This is a genomic window from Mucilaginibacter straminoryzae, from assembly GCF_022953055.1.
In the GTDB taxonomy this organism is placed as follows: domain Bacteria; phylum Bacteroidota; class Bacteroidia; order Sphingobacteriales; family Sphingobacteriaceae; genus Mucilaginibacter; species Mucilaginibacter straminoryzae.
This window is the reverse complement of record NZ_JALJEJ010000001.1, coordinates 657,336-677,490: the sequence shown is the minus strand read 5'-3', so window position 1 is coordinate 677,490 and position 20,155 is coordinate 657,336. Positions and strand designations below refer to the sequence as shown.

The window sequence follows — 20,155 nt, the reverse complement described above, 5'->3', positions numbered from 1 at the left end:
AATTAGTAGCTGTTTATGTATCAAACAAATAGCAGGCACAAGGCCTTCTATGATTAAAATTGAATCTTTTGAACCGGCGAGAAGATCATATCCTCTACCCCGGCTATTTTAATACCTATCCGCGCAAAGACATAATTTTGCGTAGGACTGATGGTCGGTATGGTTACACTCATGGATAAATTATTCATGGATGTGATTGATGAACCCGCCATTTCTGCCGAGGCTATATTATCTGCACCGGAAACAAACTGTGTTTTATTGATATACAGGTTCACGCGTTCTATACCCTTCGCGTTGGCATCAGTCACCACCTTTTCAATATTAAAGGTAGCATTTACTTTGCCGCCGGAAGCCGCCATTTGCGGGCTTCTAATCATGTAGTAAGGTGTTACTTCAATATTCATCGTCTGGTCGCCGTTTACCGTAATGGCAATGGTGTCGCGGCCGCCCGTAGCACGCTCTTTCCACATAAACGGCCCCTGACCTGCTGGGATGGTGAAGCGATAATTGCCATCAAACAGCAACGCAGAGTAATTACCGTCCTGATCGAAGCTTGCGCCTATCGGGCCTACTTTACCAAAGCCTGACTGGTACAATTCAAACGGAACCTGGTTATACTCAACCCCGATCGGGTCGCCTTTATAAACCAACCGCCCTTTTAGCGTAGAACCCGGAGCCTTGTAATTATCTTTTTTACAAGAACTTGCCGCAATAACAGTAGTAAATATGAGTAAATAGAATAGCTTTTTCATGTTTTTAACAATTAGTAATAACTACTGATTAGGTTGTTTAACAATTTTCGGATTAGCCGCGGTGATATCGCCTGTAATCATAGAATAGTAGTTACCAAACTGGAACCTGTTAGCGCCTGTAACCGGCCCTGGCAGTGTTTCTCTGAACAACCATTTGCCGTTATTAGGGCTTGCCGGGTTGTAGTATTTGTAAGGCCACAAGCCCCAGGGCTGGGTATTTCTCTTTTTAGCAGAGCCGATGTTAGAAACCAGGTCTGTTACGCTCATCGGGTTACCATCCCAAACAATGTGGGCCAGTCTCCAACGCTTCATATCAAATAAAATGTGGCCTTCAAAAGCCAGCTCTACCCGGCGCTCGTGCACAATACGGTCGAATGTAATATCACCTGCGGCCAGCGGCGTAGTTAAGCCTGCGCGAGAACGTACCTGGTTCATATAAGTGGCCGCTAAAGGTGCCTGCCCAAGTTCAAAAGCAGCTTCAGCCGCATTCAGTAAAACTTCGGCATAGCGGTAACGTACCAGGGGCACATCACTACGGCGGCCCCTTCTGCCAGAGCCTTCCTGCGGATCGAGATATTTGCGAATGTAGAACCCGGTTTGCGATCTTAGTTCTAATCCGTTCACAATGCCGTCTTTACCAACTACCTGTACGGGCGTAGTAGTGCCTGGCAGTGGTTTAAGGCTCCCGGCCTCGTTGCTGCTCAAAATACTGTTATCTGCTAATAGATAACCGGCAAAAATATCTGTCCGTTTACCTTTAAACAAAGCGTTAGGCAACAGCACTGTACCTGCAAGGCGGGCATCGCGACCGGCAAAAATATCCAGCTGATTGTTGTAGAAGATAGGGTTGCCCGAAGCATCTTTTGTAGGCAGCGGTGCAAAGGTGTTATCCAGCTTTTCGAAAGATTCCACCAGGTTCAGCGATGGGTTTAACCGCCCGGCATCATAACCTTCGTCAGAAATTGAAAACGGCTGGTCGTTCACCGTGAAACTATGTACGCGACCACTGTTTACCTTATAATCTTCAATAAAGATGGTCTCCTGGTTAACGCTGCTTTTGTCAAGGAAGATCGCCGCGAAATTGTCAGACAAATCGGGCAGTACTTTATATAGTGCGTAAGAACCCGCGCTACCATTGATAATAGCTTGTGCCGCCGTTAGTGCCTTGGTGTAATAACCATTGGCCATACTTGCCGGGATACCCACTTCGTTACCTGGTAGCGACACTTGCGGTGTTGTGGCTCCATATTTAGCGATAGAACCCGCGTATACCGCAGCTCTTGCTTCCATTGCCAAAGCTGCGCCCGCGCTCGCCCTTGATTTTTCATTCGCATTTACCGGCAGCTGACCTTTTATCGCTTCGGCCTCGCTGATTACGAAATCATAGATATCTGATTCTTTGGCGCGGGGCTTTTGCAGGTTGGTTACATTTCCTGAGTAGTCGTACTCCAATGGTTCAGTAATCAACGGTACGCCGCCCATCCTTTTTACCATTTCGAAATAGTAATTGGCACGAAGGAACCGGGCTTCTGCAATAAAACGGGTTTTATCACTCGCGGCCAAACCGTTGGAAGCATTTAAACGCTGGATAAACAGGTTCAGATCGCGGATATAGCCGTAATCCCAAATGTTCCATTCCGCATAGTCCCAACCGTTCCTTTGCACAATGTAGTAGCTGCCGTTTTCTGAAGGGAATGATTCGCTGAAATCGGCAAAACTTCTCCAGCCATCATCAAAGTTCGAAAAATCAACCTGGCGGTCGTACAGGTTTGCCAGCACCGACAAAGCCAGGGCAGGGTCTGAAAAAACAACGTCATTGGTGAGCACCTGTGTAGGAGGTACATCTAAAAATGAGCTATCTTTTTTACATGAAGCCGCTGTTAACAAAACGGCAGCCATTGTAATTTTAAATATCTTGTTCATAGAATTAGCTGTAATGATTAGAAGGTTAGATTAATACCCACATTATATACCCTGCTCTGCGGAAACTGCAAACCATTGTCGTCCCATATTTCCGGGTCAAGGCCATACTCTTTCAGGTTATCCAGCGAGAACAGGTTGTATACGTTCGCATAAACCCTGGCCCTTTTTATTTTAACCTTGCTTAACACATGGTTGGATAAAGAATAGCCCAGCTCAATTGTCCTGGCCCTTAAATATTTAGCATTATGCACCCAGAAGGTAGAGTTGTTACCATAGCTGCTGAAGCCATTACCCGGATTATTACGCCGGGCAGGATATTTACCAGGAATCCAGGTACTGTTTACATCGTAAGGGTTAGCGCGTCTCCAACTGTCTTCGAAAATGGTGTTCAGGTTACCGCCGTTCTGGAATGGCCACCTCATTTCCCAGTTCTGGTTGTAGCTGTAGCCAGCACCACCAGAGAAATCGGCATGAAAATCAAAACCTTTATAAGCAGCACCTAACGTAAAGCCAAAGTTGATATTTGGTTGTTTACCAAAGGCATAACCGTTCGGGCGTTCATCATACTGGTCAATCTTATTGTCACCGTTCTGGTCTTTATAGATCAAATCGCCGGGCAGTAAAGTTCTATTGCCTTTGCCATCAATGTTTACTTTGTAGTTGTTGATCTGTTCCTGAGATGTGAACTGACCGATCACCTCGTAACCCCAGTTAATATTTGCCAACCTGTTCACGCCGGAGTTGCGATACCGGTCCCACGAGTTAAAGAACGTCGGGTTATAAAAGCTCAACGTTTTCAGGCGCGAATAAGAGACGTTACCACCAATGTTATAGCTGAAATCGCCTACCTTACTGGCCCAGTTCAGCGCAAACTCACCACCGTACTGTGCGTCGCTGTTCAGGTTTTCCTGCGGCAGGTCATACCCTAACTCGAGCGGGATGATTACGTCGTTCTTGGCGGCAGGCAAACCGGTCCGTTTGCGGTAAAAGTATTCGGCGGTACCGGTCAGTTTATTATTGAACATGGTGAAGTCGGCGCCGATGTTCATCATGCGGCTTTTCAACCACGAAATGCGGTTTACGATGATACCTTTATCGCGCGATGAAGTAATGGCATTACCATCCAGGATAACAGTACCCTGGTTGTAGTTGTAGCCCGGTAAATAAGAGTAAGCCGCTACGATAGATTGATTCGGGTCGTAAGGGTTGCGGTCGTCACCCAGGATGCCGTATGATCCGCGGAATTTCAGGTCGTTCAGGATACTGTGGTCACCCAGCAGTTTTTTCATGAAATCTTCCTGGGTGATGCGCCATCCGGCAGAAGCACCGGGGAAGTAACCTACACGCCTGTCTGGTGCAAAGAGATAAGAGGCATCCCTTCTGCCCGAAAATTCAAGGTAATATTTGTTGTTGTAGTTATAATTGATGCGGGCGATGTAACCGATACGTGCTTCTTTGGTATCGCTATCGTCATAAGTATCAACGGTAGGGAAATAGATTAGCGGCAGGCTGTTTGAAATTGGTGTAGCATGTACCCAGTTTCTCTGGTGCTGTAGTTCTATCCGTTCTGAAACGATTGACGCACCTACCGTATGCTTGCCGAACGTATTGTTATAATTCAACTGCGCCTGGAAAGTCTTGTTAAACTCTTTACGTTGTTCGCGTTCGCGCCATGGGTTGGTACTACCGCCTGTAATATCGTAGGTGTTGGTAGCAGGGCGGTAAGTATAGGCATTATACGTATACTCCTGGTTGTTCAGTACCTCATCAGCAATGTAGTAGGAGTATAAAGCCCGTGCAGTTAACCCTTTAATACCAGGGATAGTATAATCGGCATTGAAGGTGGTTTGCAATACACGCCAGTCGCTACGGTATTTACCAGAAAGTTTTTCATTCAGGAATGCATAATTGGTTTCGTTGTGGCCGATATCATTCAGGTAATTCGGATTGTCATTAGCATAAGGCCGTTCAAGCGGGGTATTTCTCAATACCGCAAAACGGGCCAGCCAGTAATCGTCTGTTCCGGGTACGCCGGGGTTCTCGCGGCTTTCAATACGCCCGTTAATATTCGCGCTTACACGCAACCCACTGGCTACCTTCGCAGAGATGTTCGACTGGATATTACTTCTACCGAACATATATTCTTTACCAATCTGTGAGGTCTGGTAAAGATTTGTGGCAGATACGTAGTAATTTACCTTATCTGAACCGCCCGTAAAGTTAACGTTGATCTGGTTCAAAGGCGCGTTCTTGTTACTGTTCATTACATAATCCCGCCAGTTGAAGCTCTGATAACCGGGGTCTGTACCTGCACGGTATTTATCCAGGTCGGCTTGGGTAATATTGGTAGAGCCGTTGCTGTTGATCTGCGCTTCGGCCAGGTAACGCATATAGTCATAAGAATTGGTCAGCACGTTGGGGAACCTGAACCAGTTTTGGAAACCCAGGTTACCGTCAACATTAATGCGGCTTTCGCCCGAGCCCTTTTTGGTAGTTACTACAATTACGCCGTTTGCAGCGCGCACACCATAAATAGCCGCCGAAGCATCTTTCAGCACCGATATACTTTCGATATCATTTGGGGCAATGTTATTAAACTGACCCTCGTCCATCTGTACCCCGTCTACCACAAACAGTGCCGGCCCCATATTCCGGATCTGTACGCTGGCTGCAGCGCCCGGCCTGCCTTCGGGCATACGGAAAGTTACGCCCGGTATTTTGCCGGCCAGCGTAGTACTAACGGTTGAACCACCATGTACGCGTTCGATGTCTTTGCTAGTAACACTGGCAATTGAGCCGGTGATCGACTGCTTTTTTTGCGTACCGTAACCGGTTACCACCACCTCTTGCAGGGCAGAATTCGCAGAATGCATGCGGATACGCAAGGTAGTTTGACCGTTAACCGGCACCTCCTGGGTAATGTAACCCACGTAAGAAACGGTTAGTACGGCGTTACTGTTAGGCACGGTGATGGTAAAGTTACCCTTAACATCGGTGGTAGAGCCAATCTGCGTACCCTTTACCCTAACGGCAACACCAATCAGCACATCGCCGGTGGTATCCACTATGGTACCTGTTACCCTGCTTTGCGCCCTTGCAGATGGCGCGGCAAAAAGGTAAATAAACAGAGGTAACATCATCAGGGCTTTCTTTAAGTACCTGTTGTGCCCAGGCCGGCGCGAGGCGGGATCCCCGCCTTGCAGAAGAAGTAAAATTTTTCCCATAAGTATGAATTGTTAATTGGTTAATTAGCTGACGGCAAATGCGGCATTAACACTGCCATACTATGGGTGTAAAGAAAATTGATTTTATTTAGCAGGTATTAACCAAATCGTATCATTAATTCGACAAAAAGTCTCAATTTTAACTTCTAAGAAACCATCTGCCTAAATTAGCCCCGAATGAGAAGAATAATACCTATGGTATTGTTGCTTGCCGTGCTGTTAACATTGGCAGTTCAGGCGCACCCCTACTATTTTAAGCATTACCAGGTAGACAACGGGATGTCTAACAACACGGTTTTTTCCTGCATACAGGACAGGCAGGGCTTTCTGTGGGCAGGCACCAGGGACGGGTTGAACCGATTCGACGGCTACAGCTTTAAAGTTTTCAGGCATAACAGGAAAGATCCCAAAAGCCTGGGGAATGACCTGGTACATGCACTATACCAGGATAACAACAACATCATTTGGGTGGGTACAGATGCCGGTTTGTACAAGTATAACCCACAAACAGAGAATTTCTGTGCCGTAAAGCCTTTCGAAACCGAAGGCATCGCTTGTATCACCCAAGACCGAAAGGGCAACATGTGGATAGTTATCGGCGGAGCTATTTATATCTATAACGACAAAACGCACAAGGTGATCAATCTGCGCGATAAACAGCATTTCGAAGCAGATTTTGTAGCCATTAACCGGTATAATGAAATATGGGCTTCGAGCACCACGGGTACCATCGAAAAATATAACCCTGCCGATTCCAGCTTTACGGCTTACGACGTGTTTAAAAACTCGAAACCGGTATCGTCGAATTATATTGAAAAGATCTTCTTTGCTGATGATAGCACTCTATTTGTGGGAACCCGCAGTCAGGGACTGAAACTCTTCAACACGCGTAAAGGCACTTATTTCGATGCATTAACCACCAACGATAACCATACGGCCATCTTCGTGCGGGAAATTTTAAAATACAACAATAACACTTACTGGATAGCCACCGAATCGGGTATTTACATTTACGACCGGCAAAAAAATACGTTCATCAACCTTAAAAAGCGCTATAACGACCCCTATTCCATTTCAGATAACGCGGTTTACTGCCTTTTTAGAGACCGTGAGGGCGGCGTATGGGCAGGTACTTATTTTGGCGGTTTAAACTATTACCCAAAACAGTACACTACCTTCCGTAAATATTACCCCGGTATGGATAATGCCGCGCTGAACGGCAACGTGGTACGCGAGATCTGTAAAGACCAATATGGTAACTTCTGGTTCGGTACGGAAGATAACGGGCTGAACAAGCTAAGTGCCGATAAAACCACCTGGACCCATTTTCACCCTGTGGCAGAGAACAAGGTTTCCAACACCAACATTCACGGGCTGCTCTGTAACGGCAGGTATCTGTATGTAGGGACTTTTGAGCGGGGGATGGATATTATCGACATCCCGACCGGCAAACTAATTAAACATTTCACCTCGGGACCGGGGCCCAAGCAACTGAAAAGCAACTTCATCGTCTGCTTTTGTAAAACACGCGCCGGGGTTATCTTAGTGGGTTCTACGGTGGGCTTGTACCGGTTTGATCCGGCGACGGACAGTTTTACACTGATCGAAGATCTTCAAAACTCGTTCATCTATTCCATAATTGAAGATCACGCAGGGAACATCTGGGTGGGAACCCTCCGGCGCGGGATTTATAAGCTTAACCTGGCGACTAACAAGGCACAACCACTAAACTACCACTACCCGATTAAAGATGTATTGGAACGCTCTACCGTTAACAACATTTTTGAAGACAGCAGCCACCAGCTTTGGTTTGCTACCGAAGGTTATGGCTTATGGCTGTACAACCCCGCCACAGGCCGGTACAGGTTTTTCGATAATGAGAACGGCTTGCCCAGCAATTACGTCTTCCGTACGGTAGAAGATAATAACCATGCCCTTTGGGTGAGTACCTCGCGTGGATTGGTCAACCTTACCAAAGCGGGCACCAGGATCAAGATTTTCACCAGGGCCAATGGCTTGCTGAGTGACCAATTTAACTATAACTCGTCTTTTAAAGACAGCGACGGCACGCTGTACTTTGGTTGTGTAAAGGGATTAATCAGTTTCAACCCCGGTTTGTTTGGTGAGAATAATTTCCCGGCGCCGGTTTACATTACCGGCTTCCAGGTGCACGACAAGGAGATTTCCGTTAATCAACCCAATCCGGTTATTAAGCAATCCGTCATCTTCACCAAAGCCATTACTTTAAAATACAACCAGTCTTCGTTCAGCATAGACTTTGCCAAGCTAAGTTTTACAGCGCCCGAAATGACGCAGTATAAATACCGCATGGACGGGCTGGACTATAAGTGGACCTATTTGAAGACAAACCGTAAGGCTTATTTTACCGAACTACCTCCCGGCAATTACACGTTTATAGTAAAAGCGGCAAATCCTGATGGCACCTGGAATCCTAAAGAAACCCGGCTTCAGATCAATATTCTTCCACCGATTTGGCAAAGTAAACTGGCGTATATCATTTATGCAGCTACCATTCTTGCCATCATTTTGTTCCTTATTCGCGCTTACCATAGAAATACCAAACAGAAAAACCAGCGGATAATAGAACAACTGGAAAACAACAAGGAAAAACAGATCTATAACGCCAAGATAGAGTTCTTTACCAACGTAGCGCACGAGATCCGGACGCCGCTAACGCTGATTAAAGGGCCGATGGAGAAAGTGATGAAAAAGGCAGAAAGCGTGCCTGACCTTGAGCAGAACCTGAAGATAATGGAGAAGAATACCAACCGGCTGATTGAGCTGACAGATCAGCTGCTCGACTTCCGAAAGACTGAGACCAGTGGCTTCAGCCTGAATTTTGTGAAGGTGAACATCACCGAATTACTGGCCGATACCTTCCTGCAATTTAAACCCATCGCCGAACAGAAGAACCTTTCTTATAACCTGTTGCTTTCTGCACAAACCGTATTTGCCTACGTAGACCTGGAAGCCATGAGAAAGATATTGAGCAACCTGGTAAATAATGCAATTAAATACAGTAGTTCTGCTGTTGAAATACGCTTACTGGAGCATGATATAGACGACCATACCTTTACCATTGAGGTGAGGAACAATGGCTACCTGATCCCTTATGAAATGCGCGAACGCATTTTCGAACCATTTTTTAGAATGAAGGAAACCGAGAAACAGGTGGGTACCGGTATTGGCTTACCCCTTTCGCGGTCGCTGGCAGAATTGCACAAAGGCGTATTGGTTTTAAGCAAAACCACTGATGATTTTAATACTTTTACACTGACGTTGCCTATTCACCAGGACAAGGAGTTCGACCTTTACAGCCCCGTTGGAAATTATAAACCTATTGATGACATTAAATACGAAAACACCGATTCTATGAAACCAGTGATCTTAGTTGTGGATGATAATCCGGATATACTTGATTTTATTGCGCAGGATTTGAGCGAAAAGTATACCGTGCTGAAAGCGCTGAGCGCGAAAGAAGCGTCAGATTTCCTGGAGACAGAACATATTCAATTGATCATCAGTGATATTATGATGCCAGGAACGGATGGCTACCAGCTTTGCAAGGCAATTAAAACAGACTTTAATTATTCGCATATCCCGCTGATTATGCTGACGGCGAAAAATACCCTGCAAAGTAAAATAGAAGGTTTAGAGGTGGGCGCCGATGCCTATATCGAAAAGCCGTTCTCGCCAGAACATTTACAGGTGCAGATAGCCAACTTGCTGATCAACCGCAATAAGATAAAAGACCATTACGCCAGTTCGCCGCTGGTGCACATGAAAAGCATGGCCTATTCCAAGTCTGACGAAAACTTCCTGGATAAGCTGAATGCCGTAATCTTTAAGAACATTGAGAACCCCGATCTTGATGTGGAACAGATCGCCAGCCTGATGAACATGAGCAAGCCTACGCTTTACCGGAAGGTAAAAGGGATATCAAACCTAACCATCAATGAGTTGATTAACATTACCCGGTTAAAAGTGGCAGCAAACTTATTAGAAGAGGGCGATTACAAGATCTATGAAGTAGCTACCATGGTAGGCTATAGTTCGCAATCGCACCTGGGCCGCAACTTCCTGAAACAGTTTGGTATTACCCCATCAGAATACCAGCAGCAGAAAAAGGCCATGTTGGGTTAATAGCTAACCAAGCTGCTGATTTTATTTTATCTTCAGCAGCTTGCTCATTTTAGCGTGAAGTTCATGCGGATGAAAAGGTTTTGAAAGCACCTCGTTCATGCCGGAGCCTACGGCAAATTCCTGTTCGTGTTCGGCAATAGCGGCAGAAAGCGATATGATAGGGATACTCCGTTTGGGCTCATCAAAATTTATCCGGATGGTCTTCGCCGCCTCTATACCGTCCATTTCGGGCATGTGCGTATCCATCAGCACAATATCGTAATCGGTTTCAGTCAGTTTCTCCAGTACTTTCTTGCCGTTATTCACCACTTCTACCTGGGCCTGCCAGTCTTTCAATATCTTGGTGATCATAAATTGGTTCACCAGGTTATCTTCTGCCACCAGTACCTTTACATCTTTAAAAGCATTAAGCTCTTTTACGCCTTTCGGGGTTTTTACTTTTGTCTCTTCCGGGGTGGCGAGGGCAAACCAATTGGTAAATTTAAACACACTACCCACACCAAACTGACTATTCGCACTTAGTTCGCCGCCTTTTAGTTCAATCAGCTTCTTCACAATAGCCAGCCCTAAACCGGTACCGCCATATTTTACAGAGGTATCGTCTTCGGCCTGTTCAAAAGAGTCAAATATTTTCGATAACCTGTTTTCGGGTATGCCTATGCCCGTATCTTCTACACTAAATTCCAGCTTGCACTTTGTATCGAAATGCTGCAATGCTTTAACAGATAACTTTACGTAACCACGCTCCGTAAATTTGATGGCATTACTCAGCAGGTTCATCAATATCTGGTTCAGCCTTAAAGAATCTACCATCAGGCTTTCCGGAATATCCGGGTCTATGTCCGTCAATAGTTCGATATTTTTTTCATCTGCCTTAAACTTTAACAAGTCGCAAACGGCTTTACATATTTCAGCAACGTTATTAGGCGAGCGTACAATGGTGAACTTACCGGCTTCAATTTTAGAAATATCCAGGATATCATTAATCACACCCAAAAGCGATTGCGAAGACACTTCTAACAGATCCAGCAAGCCATGTTGCTGCTCGTTCACCGGGGTATCGCGCAAAATCTTGGTCAGCCCGATAATTCCGCTGATGGGCGTACGCAATTCGTGGCTCATATTAGCCAGGAAATTTTCTTTGATCTTCCGGGCAGTTTCTGCAGCCTCTTTAGACTTGATCAGCTGCTCCATGTAGCTTTTCTGCGGCGAGATATCACTGATGTTAATAAAGATGTTCTTCCCCCGGTACGAAGCCCGACATTCCATCCATTTGGTATTTTTATCAAACGTTTGAAACTGGAATTCGAACGAAGAAAAAGTGCTCCGCTCACGGATGATCTCACCCAGGCGTGTCCGCAGATTGCCCTGCTCCTCTTCAATCACCAGGTCGATAATGCTTTTATCCAGCACCTCGTGCATTTTATAACCAAGTATCTTCTCTATCGCGGGGTTAATATTGCTGATCCTAAGCGAAGCGGCGTCAATGGTACAAATAATATCGGCACAATTTTTTACCACCAGGGCAAAGTTCTCCAGCTCCTCGTTCTTTTGCCTGATCTCGGCCTGGCTACGTGCCAACTGGATAAAGGCATCTACTTTAGCAGAGGTGATATACGGATCGAGCGGTTTATACAAATAATCTACAGCACCGGCGTTCAGCCCTTTAACTGCATATTTAGCCTCTTTGGAAATAGCCGTTACAAAGATTACCAGGATATCCTTTGTCCGCGGGTTTGATTTTAGCATCTCCACCAACTCAAAACCATCCATTTCGGGCATCTGCACATCTACCAAAGCAATGGAAATTGAGTTTTCCCAGGCTAATTTCAAGGCATCATTAGGCGATGTTGTAGAGAAAATACGAATATCATCGCGCTTCAGCAGTGCTTCGAGCGTGATGATGTTTTCCGGTCGATCATCTACAATAAGGATATTTACGGGGGTCATGCTAAAAGAGGGATCTGAATAAGACGGGGTATCAAAAAGCAACCGGTACTGATAGGAACAACACGAAATCTATGATCACTACAAGTTACGTTTTCGTTTACGTAATTATCTGATGAATAGTTTTTATAAACAATATTTTTTCTCAAAAATAAAATAATTCTGCGATCGCCGCCGATTATAAAACCTTATTGTGTAATCTTCTGGTAAATGTTCTGCTGCTGATCAATCACCCGGAACTTTTTCCGAAAATAGTCAGACCGCAAAGTTTCGCGGCTGCCTAAACACAAAAAACCAAAAGGCACCAGGCTTTCGTAAAACAGTCCCAGTATTTTTTCCTGCAAAGCCGGCTCAAAATAAATAAAAACGTTACGGCAACTGATGAGGTGAAACTGGTTGAATACCCCATCTGAAAGCAGGTTGTGAACAGAAAAAGTAGTGTACTGTTTCAGTTCGGCCTGTATAATGGCGGCATCATACATCATAGTAAAATGCTGGGTAATGGAGCCGGGCAGGCCGGTTGCCTGGTAATTGGCCGCATAGCTTTTAACTTTAGATAACTGGTATATCCCCTTCTTGGCCGTTTTAATTACAGAGGTGTTAATATCCGTACCATACAGCAGCGTTTTATTTTTCAACCCGGCTTCTTTCAATAAAATAGAGATCGAGTATAACTCTTCGCCGGTAGAGCACCCCGCACTCCAGATATTTACCCTGTTAAACGAATTAAGGTAAGGCAATACCTGCGTCAATAGCGATTTGTAAAATGCCGGATCACGGAACATTTCGGTAACGTTCACGGTAATTTCGTCTAAAAACTCCTGGAAAAACGCCGGCGAGTTAACCAGTTCGTGTTTCAGATCGTAAAAGGTAAGGCGCTTTAATTCCATTAGCCTTACCAGCCTTCTTTTGAAAGAGGCTTTAGAATATTGCGAGAAATCGAAATCGTAGAGCTTGTTTACCAGCGCCACCAGCTCTGTCATTTCTTCTGCCGTTACTACAAATCTCGAATTAGGCATTGCTACTTACTTAACCACAATTGCATCATGGCAATTAACCTGTCCACATCTACCGGCTTGGTAATGTAGTCATTAGCACCCGCCGCTATACATTTTTCCTTATCATCCTTCATCGCCTTCGCTGTTAAAGCAATAACGGGCAGCTTTTTAAACCTGCTTTGCTTCCTGATCTCGCGCATGGCCTCATAACCATCCATTTTAGGCATCATGATATCCATCAGCACCAGATCTACACCAATAATATTATCCAGCTTTTCCAATGCTTCTTCCCCATCATTCGCTATTTCAACCTCCAGATCATATGATTGCAGCGCACTGCTCAAAGCAAAAATATTGCGCATGTCGTCATCTACCAGCAGCACTTTCTTCCCTTTCAGTAAATCTGTTTTTGTGGGACTTTTCGACGGAGCTTTAACCCCGCCATTGCCGGGCTGCGTTGCTTCTGCGCTTACTTTATGCAGGAAAAGGTTTACTTCGTCAATCAGCCGGTCGGCAGATTTTGCAGTTTTGATCACCATCGCATGCGTATAGCTCATCAACCTGTTCACCTGTTCTTTATCCAGTTCCATAGCCGTGTTGATAATCACCGGGAGTTCGTGGAAACGATCTATCGCTTTAATGCGGTCCAGCAGATCCAGGCCGGAAACATCTGGCAGGTTAAGATCCAGTATCACGCACTGATAGTTTCCGTTCTGCAACAGATCGAAAGCCTTTTCGCCGGTAAACGCCTGATCGACGGTGATCTGCTGATCTTCCAACAGCTTTTTCAACGCTTCGCTTTGGTCCTGGTGATCTTCTACCAGCAGCACCTGTTTGCCGCCCTCGGTATAGCCAAAAAGATCTTCGAATAAATGATCGAGCTGTTCTATATCGATAGGCTTTTTCAGGAAGCTGATCGCTCCTTCGTTCTGAACTTTATTAATGGAAGCTTCTGCTCCGGACATTAAGTGCACCGGGATATGCGCAGTAGCCGGGTGATGTTTCAATTCTTTCAGGATCTGCCAGCCATCCTTACCGGGCAGCATAATATCTAATATCACGGCATCGGGTTCTTCCCTGATGATCATATCTACGGCCGAAAGACCATCATGCACCAGCGTTGCGGTATAGCCGTGCTCCTCGGCATAGGTTTTTAATACCCCTGCAAAATTTACATCGTCTTCTACAATTACGATGCGCGCTTCGGTATTTACAGGTACAATTTTAGGTAACGGCGTGGCGTTATGGGTAACAGGCCGCACAGGTTCCGGTTCTTTTACAGGGGGGCTTACTGCTACCACGTCAGCAGCGGTAACTGGCAAAGTAAGCGTAAACTCGCTGCCGACGCCTGGTTCGCTCACTAATGAAAGCTGGCCACCCAACAATGCAGCCAGTTCGCGGCTAATAGAAAGCCCTAAGCCGGTACCACCATATTTACGATTGGTAGAACCATCCGCTTGCTGAAAGGCTTCAAAAATAATCTTCTGTTTTTCGTACGGGATACCAATACCGGTATCTTTTACACTAAAACTGATTTTATCGCCGGTGGCATCTGCACGGATATCGAGCACAATGGAACCGCCTTCGCTGGTAAACTTAAAGGCGTTGGATAGCAAGTTTTTAATTACCTGTTCTACCCTTACCTTATCGGTAACCATAAATGCCGGCGCCTGCTGCCAGTTGGTAACAAAACTGATCTTTTTATGTGCCGCTAATTCAGCAAAAAGCGACTCCATACTCTCGGCAATTTCTGCTACTCGTACACTTTCATTCAGCATCTCCAGCTTACCTGACTCGATTTTTGACAGGTCGAGGATATCATTGATCAGTGTCAACAGGTCATTCCCGGCGTTGAAGATTACCCGCGCATACTTCGTTTGGTCTTCAGACAGGTTACCGGCTTTATTTTCTTTCAGTATACGGGCCAGTACCAGAATGCTGTTAAGCGGGGTACGTAATTCATGGCTCATATTGGCCAAAAATTCAGACTTATACCTGCCTGATGCTTCCAGTTCTTTCACCTTCTCGTCTATCGCTAAACGGGCTTGCTCAATAGCCTGATTTTTTTCTTCCAGCAAACTTGCCTTTTCTTCCAGTTCGGCATTAATTGCCCGCAATTCGTCCTGCTGTACCCGAAGCTCTTCTTCAGAAGCCTGCAACATTTCGGTCTTGCTCAACAATTCCTCATTGGTCACGCGCATTTCCTCCTGCTGCGCTTCCAGTTCTTCTGCCTGCTGCTGTGTTTCGGCAAACAGGTCCTGCATAATGGTACGTGCCTGGGCGGTGTTTACGGCAATTCCCACATCGCTGCTTACTCTTTCGATATAGTTTTTTATAGAATCAGCGGGCTCCTGCTCAAAGGCCAGTTCAATCACACCTTTTAAAACCTTGTCATAAAAGAAAGGCACCATATAAACCTGCGACAAAGTATGTGCAGATGAACCGGTTTGTATAAGGTGCTTATTATTCAGCTCTGCTTTTACTAGTGCCGACTTTCTATTTTTTGCCACCTGGCCTATCCAGCCTTCGCCCAACCTGATCTTGTTTTTAAGTACATCCAGATCATGGAAAGCATACTGGGCAAATAGTTCCAGTACCTCTGCCTGCTGGTTGTACAGGTAAAGCGTACCCGAGCGTGCGCTGCTGTAAGTACAAATTTCCTGCAAAACATGGTCGCTTAGCTCGCGTTCAGATTGCTGGCCCTGCATCTGGTCGTTAAGCCTGGCCGTGCCCGTAAGCAGCCAGTTCTTTTGCTCGTTCTCTGCCAGCACCTCCTGTAATTCCTGGTTGGTACTGGTAATAACGGCTTCTGTTTCTTTCTGCTGATTAAATGTGCGCTGGATATACACAAAAAGCAACAATATGATGACCAGGAAGATTACACTGCCAGAAACAATAGTAACAATGGTAGTACTGGTGCTTTGCGCAGTTTTGACTTTGCGCTCATTCAACAGCCGGTACTCGCTGTCGCGCAGGGACTTCACCAGCAAGCGGATGTTATCCATATTTACCTTACCGGACGATAAGATATCCTGCTGTAGGATATACTGCAAACCATAGTTTTTCCGCGCAGCGATATTTTTCCTCAGAATGCCTTCCTGCGCCTGCACCGCTGCAGCAAGCCTGACAATGATCTTCTGCTGATCGGCATCATTTGCTATCAGCTTTTTCAGCTTATCCAGGTTAAGGGTAATCTGGGGAAGCGCTGCATCAAAGGGCTGTAAAAACAACTCGCTTCCGCTGGCTACAAATCCGCGGGTACCGGTTTCTGCATCTACCAGGTTCTGTAATAACTGGTCTGATGTTTCTATCATCTGGTAGCTGTGGTCTACCCAGTTGTTATCTTCCTGTAATTGGTTAATATCATTGTAAGAAAAAATACCTACAACAAAAACAAGTATGATAGAGATGGCGAAGCCGATGAGCACCTGCTGCCTGAAGTTGAGCTTTATCATTTTTTATGCGGGACGCGTTTATAATAAACAGCAATATACGAGATTATCGATCTAAAAGTTATAACAGACTATCCGGCAACAAGCGAGAATGTTGCTTACCCGTTATAACAAACTATGATTGAGGAGTAAAAAGTTTATGATTAGCTAAGCTTTATTAAAGCGGCAAAGTAAAATAAAATGTAGCGCCTGCACCCAATTCGCTTTCAACGCCTATCTGCCCGCCGTGATGTTTGATGATCTCTGAACTGATATAAAGGCCCAGACCTAACCCTGATGAATTGTAGCCTTGCCCTTCCACACGATAATACCTGTCGAACAAATGCGCGATACGGTCTGCCGGAACGCCGGGACCTTTATCAGTTACAGCAACCTTTACAAAATCTTGTTCGCGTGTAATATCAATTAAAAGCTGATCGGTACCCGGGGCATATTTGATGGCATTATTAACCAGGTTGATGATCACTTGCTCTATGCGGTGTTCGTCTGCATTGATCAGCAGATCAAGGTCGCCGGTAAGCTTTAGCGCCTGCCCCTCGTGGTACAGTAATGTTTCGCAACAGTTGCGTACCAGATCTGCTAAAACAAACCCTGTTTTATTTAACTGTATCTCGGTTTGTTGCAAACGGCTTACGTTAAGCAGGTCTTCTACCAAAGCACTTACCCGCTGGATACTTTTCCTGGCCTGCGCTATTAATCGCGGCATAAATTCTTTAGAAGGATTTTCCTTCATTTTATCCAGCAGTTGCAGGGAAGCTTTTAAACTAGTGATCGGGGTTTTCAGCTCGTGGCTGGCAATGCTGATAAAGTCGTCTTTCTGCTGCTGTAGTTGCTTAAAATCGGTGATGTCCTGTACGGTACCTAACATGCGTACTGGCTTATGCGCTCTATCAAAAAACACCTTACCCGTAGCACGCATCCATCGCATAGTTTCGTCAGGTAATATGATCCGCGCTTCATAAAAAAGCGAACCCGAAATCATTGCCTTTTCGTGCGCAGCATGTCTTAATTCGCGGTCTTCGGGATAAATGGAACGGTCTACCATATGGCTCGTTACACTGGTATTGTACCCAAAAATCTTGTTAAATCGTGATGAGGTAATCAGATCCCGATTAGCCACATTCAGCTCAAACGTGCCAATCTCTGCAGCCTCGGTTGCCAGCCGCACGCGCTCTTCGGCGTCCTCTATCCGCTGCCGCGATGCTACCAGTTCGGTTACTTCAACTGCAACTACCAAAACCGCACTAACAGTACCATCTGCATCTTTAAGCGGTTCGTAAACAAAATTCAGATAAACTTTTTCCGGCAAGCCATCTCGTACCAAAACCACCTCTGCTTCGTTAGCCACAAAGGGTATACCCGTTTCTATTACGCCGTTCATAACAGGCGCAAAAGCAGCTTCCGCCTCGGGCACTACTTCCCAGATGTTTCTTTGTTCAAGGTCAGTACGGTGCTTGCCTACCAGTTTTACGTAATTGTCATTAACGATTTCGACCCGGAGATCATAGGCACGGATAACGCAGATCGCGATTGGCGCCTGGTCTACCAATTGACGGAAACGGCTTTCGCTTGACAGGAGGGTATCATGCATGCTCCTGAGCCGGTCATTAGAAATGGTCAATTCTTCGGTAGTCGCGAAAAGCTCTTCATTTATAGCCGCTAATTCCTCATTATTACTAGAGATCTCTTCATTTGTCGCAGTAAGCTGCTCAATCAGGTTTTGCTCGCGCTGCTTGCTTAAAATCCTTTCAGTAATATCTGTAGCCTGATGAAGAATGGCAAATGTTTTACCGTTGGTATCTTTTATAGCACGATATTCAAAATCGAAATAAAAGGTTTGCAATCTACCGTCTACAACCAAATCGGCAGCGGTATCTGTTCCCGAGATGGTTATGCCTTCATGCCATACCTTCTTAAACATATCTAAAAATGGCTGGCCTTTCAATTCGGGAAGGGCATCGCCGAGCGACTTACCTATCACGCTTTTATCTTTGCCCCAAACTCGGAGCATAGCATCATTTGCTACCTGGATTAAAGCGTCTTCGCCGATGTGAATAGCGGTAGGATGATTAGTGACCGCCAGTACGTCCAGTAATTGTTGATCAGATAAAAACAGGTTATAATCAGACATTATGTGTCGAAAAACAACAAATATACCACTAAAAAATCGTCGGATCCTTTTAATTTAACCTTTAATTGAAAGGATTTCGCACTATTAATAATCAACTGGCACATGGCCCTGCCGATCATCAAAGTTGATTTTTTAACTGAGGAAACACAGGTTTTGTTTGAAGATATTTAAAGTTATAAGCGGCCGTTTACTAACGCCCTGTCCAGACAGGACTTTGTATCAAAAATCACCGCATTTGCATCTTTCTTCAACGCCTGGTAATCCAAATCGACGAAGTCGCGGTGACAAACCGCCAGTACGATAGCATCATACTGCTTATTCAGTTGTTGAACTAGCGCTATACCGTATTCTTCTTTTACCTCACCCGGGTCGGCATATGGGTCATAAACATCTACCAGCAAACCAAACTGCATTAGCTCGTTATAAATATCAATCACCTTTGAATTACGGATGTCTGGGCAGTTCTCTTTAAACGTAACCCCTAAGATCAGCGCATTGGCCCCCTTAACCGAACCGCCGTTACTGATCATCAGCTTAACAACCTTACTAGCTACAAACATGCCCATGGTATCATTCACCCGGCGGCCTGATAAGATCACCTGCGGATGATAGCCTAATGCTTCGGCTTTATGGGCCAGGTAATAAGGATCGACACCGATACAATGCCCGCCAACAAGCCCCGGTTTATATTTCAGGAAGTTCCATTTAGTACTCGCAGCTTCTATTACATCGGTAGTATCAATGCCTATCTTATCAAAGATCAGGGCAAGCTCATTTACGAAGGAAATGTTTATATCACGCTGTGCATTTTCAATGGCCTTTGAAGCTTCTGCCACCTTGATGCTCGGCGCACGGTGGGTTCCGGCAGTGATAATACTGGCGTATAACGCATCAACAGTATCAGCCACGGCAGGGGTAGAGCCAGAGGTTACCTTTTTTATTTTAGTAAGCGTATTTATTTTATCGCCAGGGTTGATCCTTTCCGGCGAATAACCGCAGAAAAAATCCTGGTTGAATTTCAACCCCGACTTCTTTTCCAATACCGGCACACAATCTTCCTCTGTACAGCCAGGGTATACCGTCGATTCGTAAATGACGATATCACCCGGTTTTAATATTTCGCCGATCATTTCTGATGCCCGGAGCAGTGGCCCTAAATTAGGCGCTTTAAATTTATTGATGGGCGTAGGTACCGTAACGATGTAGATATTACAATCTTTAATTGACGCTAGTTCTGAAGAAAACTGCAAACCGAAATCACCCTGACGGTCCAGTACGCTACTTAACACTTCCGACGGCACCTCGCGTGTTTTATCCTCTAATTGCTGTAGACCCGCAATACGTGCGTTATCAATATCAAACCCGGTAACACGATATTTTTTTGCAAACTCCACCGCAAGCGGCAGCCCCACATAGCCTAAACCGATAATAGCAATACGATAATTATTCACCGACGATGATTTAAAAATTCCTGACAGGGCAGAATTGCGGCGCGTTGCCATCAATTCTCCGGCCGGTAAATATACAAGCAACTTTATGTTTATAAACAATTACGCTTTTGAAT

At 45.4% G+C, this 20,155-nt stretch carries 9 protein-coding genes; 1 reads left to right on the top strand and 8 read right to left on the bottom strand.

Annotated features, from left to right (window positions below; all coding sequences use genetic code 11):
- Window positions 1-53: 53 nt before the first annotated feature.
- Genes MUY27_RS02875 through MUY27_RS02865 form a run of 3 tightly spaced genes read right to left on the bottom strand, consistent with a single transcriptional unit; the run spans window position 54 to window position 5,815 of the window.
- On the bottom strand, window positions 54-752 hold the full coding sequence (locus tag MUY27_RS02875; RefSeq protein ID WP_245128465.1) for a DUF3823 domain-containing protein: 699 nt from the start codon (window positions 750-752) through the stop codon (window positions 54-56).
- 21 nt (window positions 753-773) lie between these two features.
- Window positions 774-2,675, bottom strand: a complete 1,902-nt coding sequence (locus MUY27_RS02870; protein WP_245128464.1) for a RagB/SusD family nutrient uptake outer membrane protein — start codon at window positions 2,673-2,675, stop codon at window positions 774-776.
- A 17-nt stretch (window positions 2,676-2,692) separates the two neighbouring features.
- Window positions 2,693-5,815: a SusC/RagA family TonB-linked outer membrane protein gene (locus MUY27_RS02865; protein ID WP_245128463.1), complete on the bottom strand. Its 3,123-nt coding sequence runs from the start codon at window positions 5,813-5,815 to the stop codon at window positions 2,693-2,695.
- A gap of 261 nt (window positions 5,816-6,076) precedes the next feature.
- Here MUY27_RS02865 and MUY27_RS02860 point away from each other — a divergent pair, with 261 nt between their 5' ends.
- Complete coding sequence (locus tag MUY27_RS02860; protein WP_245128462.1) at window positions 6,077-10,063, top strand: hybrid sensor histidine kinase/response regulator transcription factor; 3,987 nt, start codon at window positions 6,077-6,079, stop codon at window positions 10,061-10,063.
- A gap of 21 nt (window positions 10,064-10,084) precedes the next feature.
- On the opposite strand, the gene MUY27_RS02855 is transcribed toward MUY27_RS02860, so the two are convergent.
- The 5 genes from MUY27_RS02855 to MUY27_RS02835 form a co-directional block, all read right to left on the bottom strand.
- Window positions 10,085-12,013 (bottom strand): hybrid sensor histidine kinase/response regulator, encoded by a 1,929-nt coding sequence (locus MUY27_RS02855; protein ID WP_245128461.1) that lies wholly within the window; start codon window positions 12,011-12,013, stop codon window positions 10,085-10,087.
- Window positions 12,014-12,198: 185 nt separating this feature from the next.
- Window positions 12,199-13,029: a CheR family methyltransferase gene (locus MUY27_RS02850; RefSeq protein WP_245128460.1), complete on the bottom strand. Its 831-nt coding sequence runs from the start codon at window positions 13,027-13,029 to the stop codon at window positions 12,199-12,201.
- A 2-nt stretch (window positions 13,030-13,031) separates the two neighbouring features.
- Window positions 13,032-16,463 carry a response regulator gene (locus MUY27_RS02845; RefSeq protein ID WP_245128459.1) on the bottom strand — a complete coding sequence of 1,144 codons (3,432 nt, stop codon included), beginning with the start codon at window positions 16,461-16,463 and terminating at the stop codon, window positions 13,032-13,034.
- 154 nt (window positions 16,464-16,617) lie between these two features.
- Window positions 16,618-18,591 carry an ATP-binding protein gene (locus tag MUY27_RS02840; protein WP_245128458.1) on the bottom strand — a complete coding sequence of 658 codons (1,974 nt, stop codon included), beginning with the start codon at window positions 18,589-18,591 and terminating at the stop codon, window positions 16,618-16,620.
- A 173-nt stretch (window positions 18,592-18,764) separates the two neighbouring features.
- On the bottom strand, window positions 18,765-20,093 hold the full coding sequence (locus tag MUY27_RS02835; RefSeq protein WP_245128457.1) for a nucleotide sugar dehydrogenase: 1,329 nt from the start codon (window positions 20,091-20,093) through the stop codon (window positions 18,765-18,767).
- Window positions 20,094-20,155 lie beyond the last annotated feature (62 nt).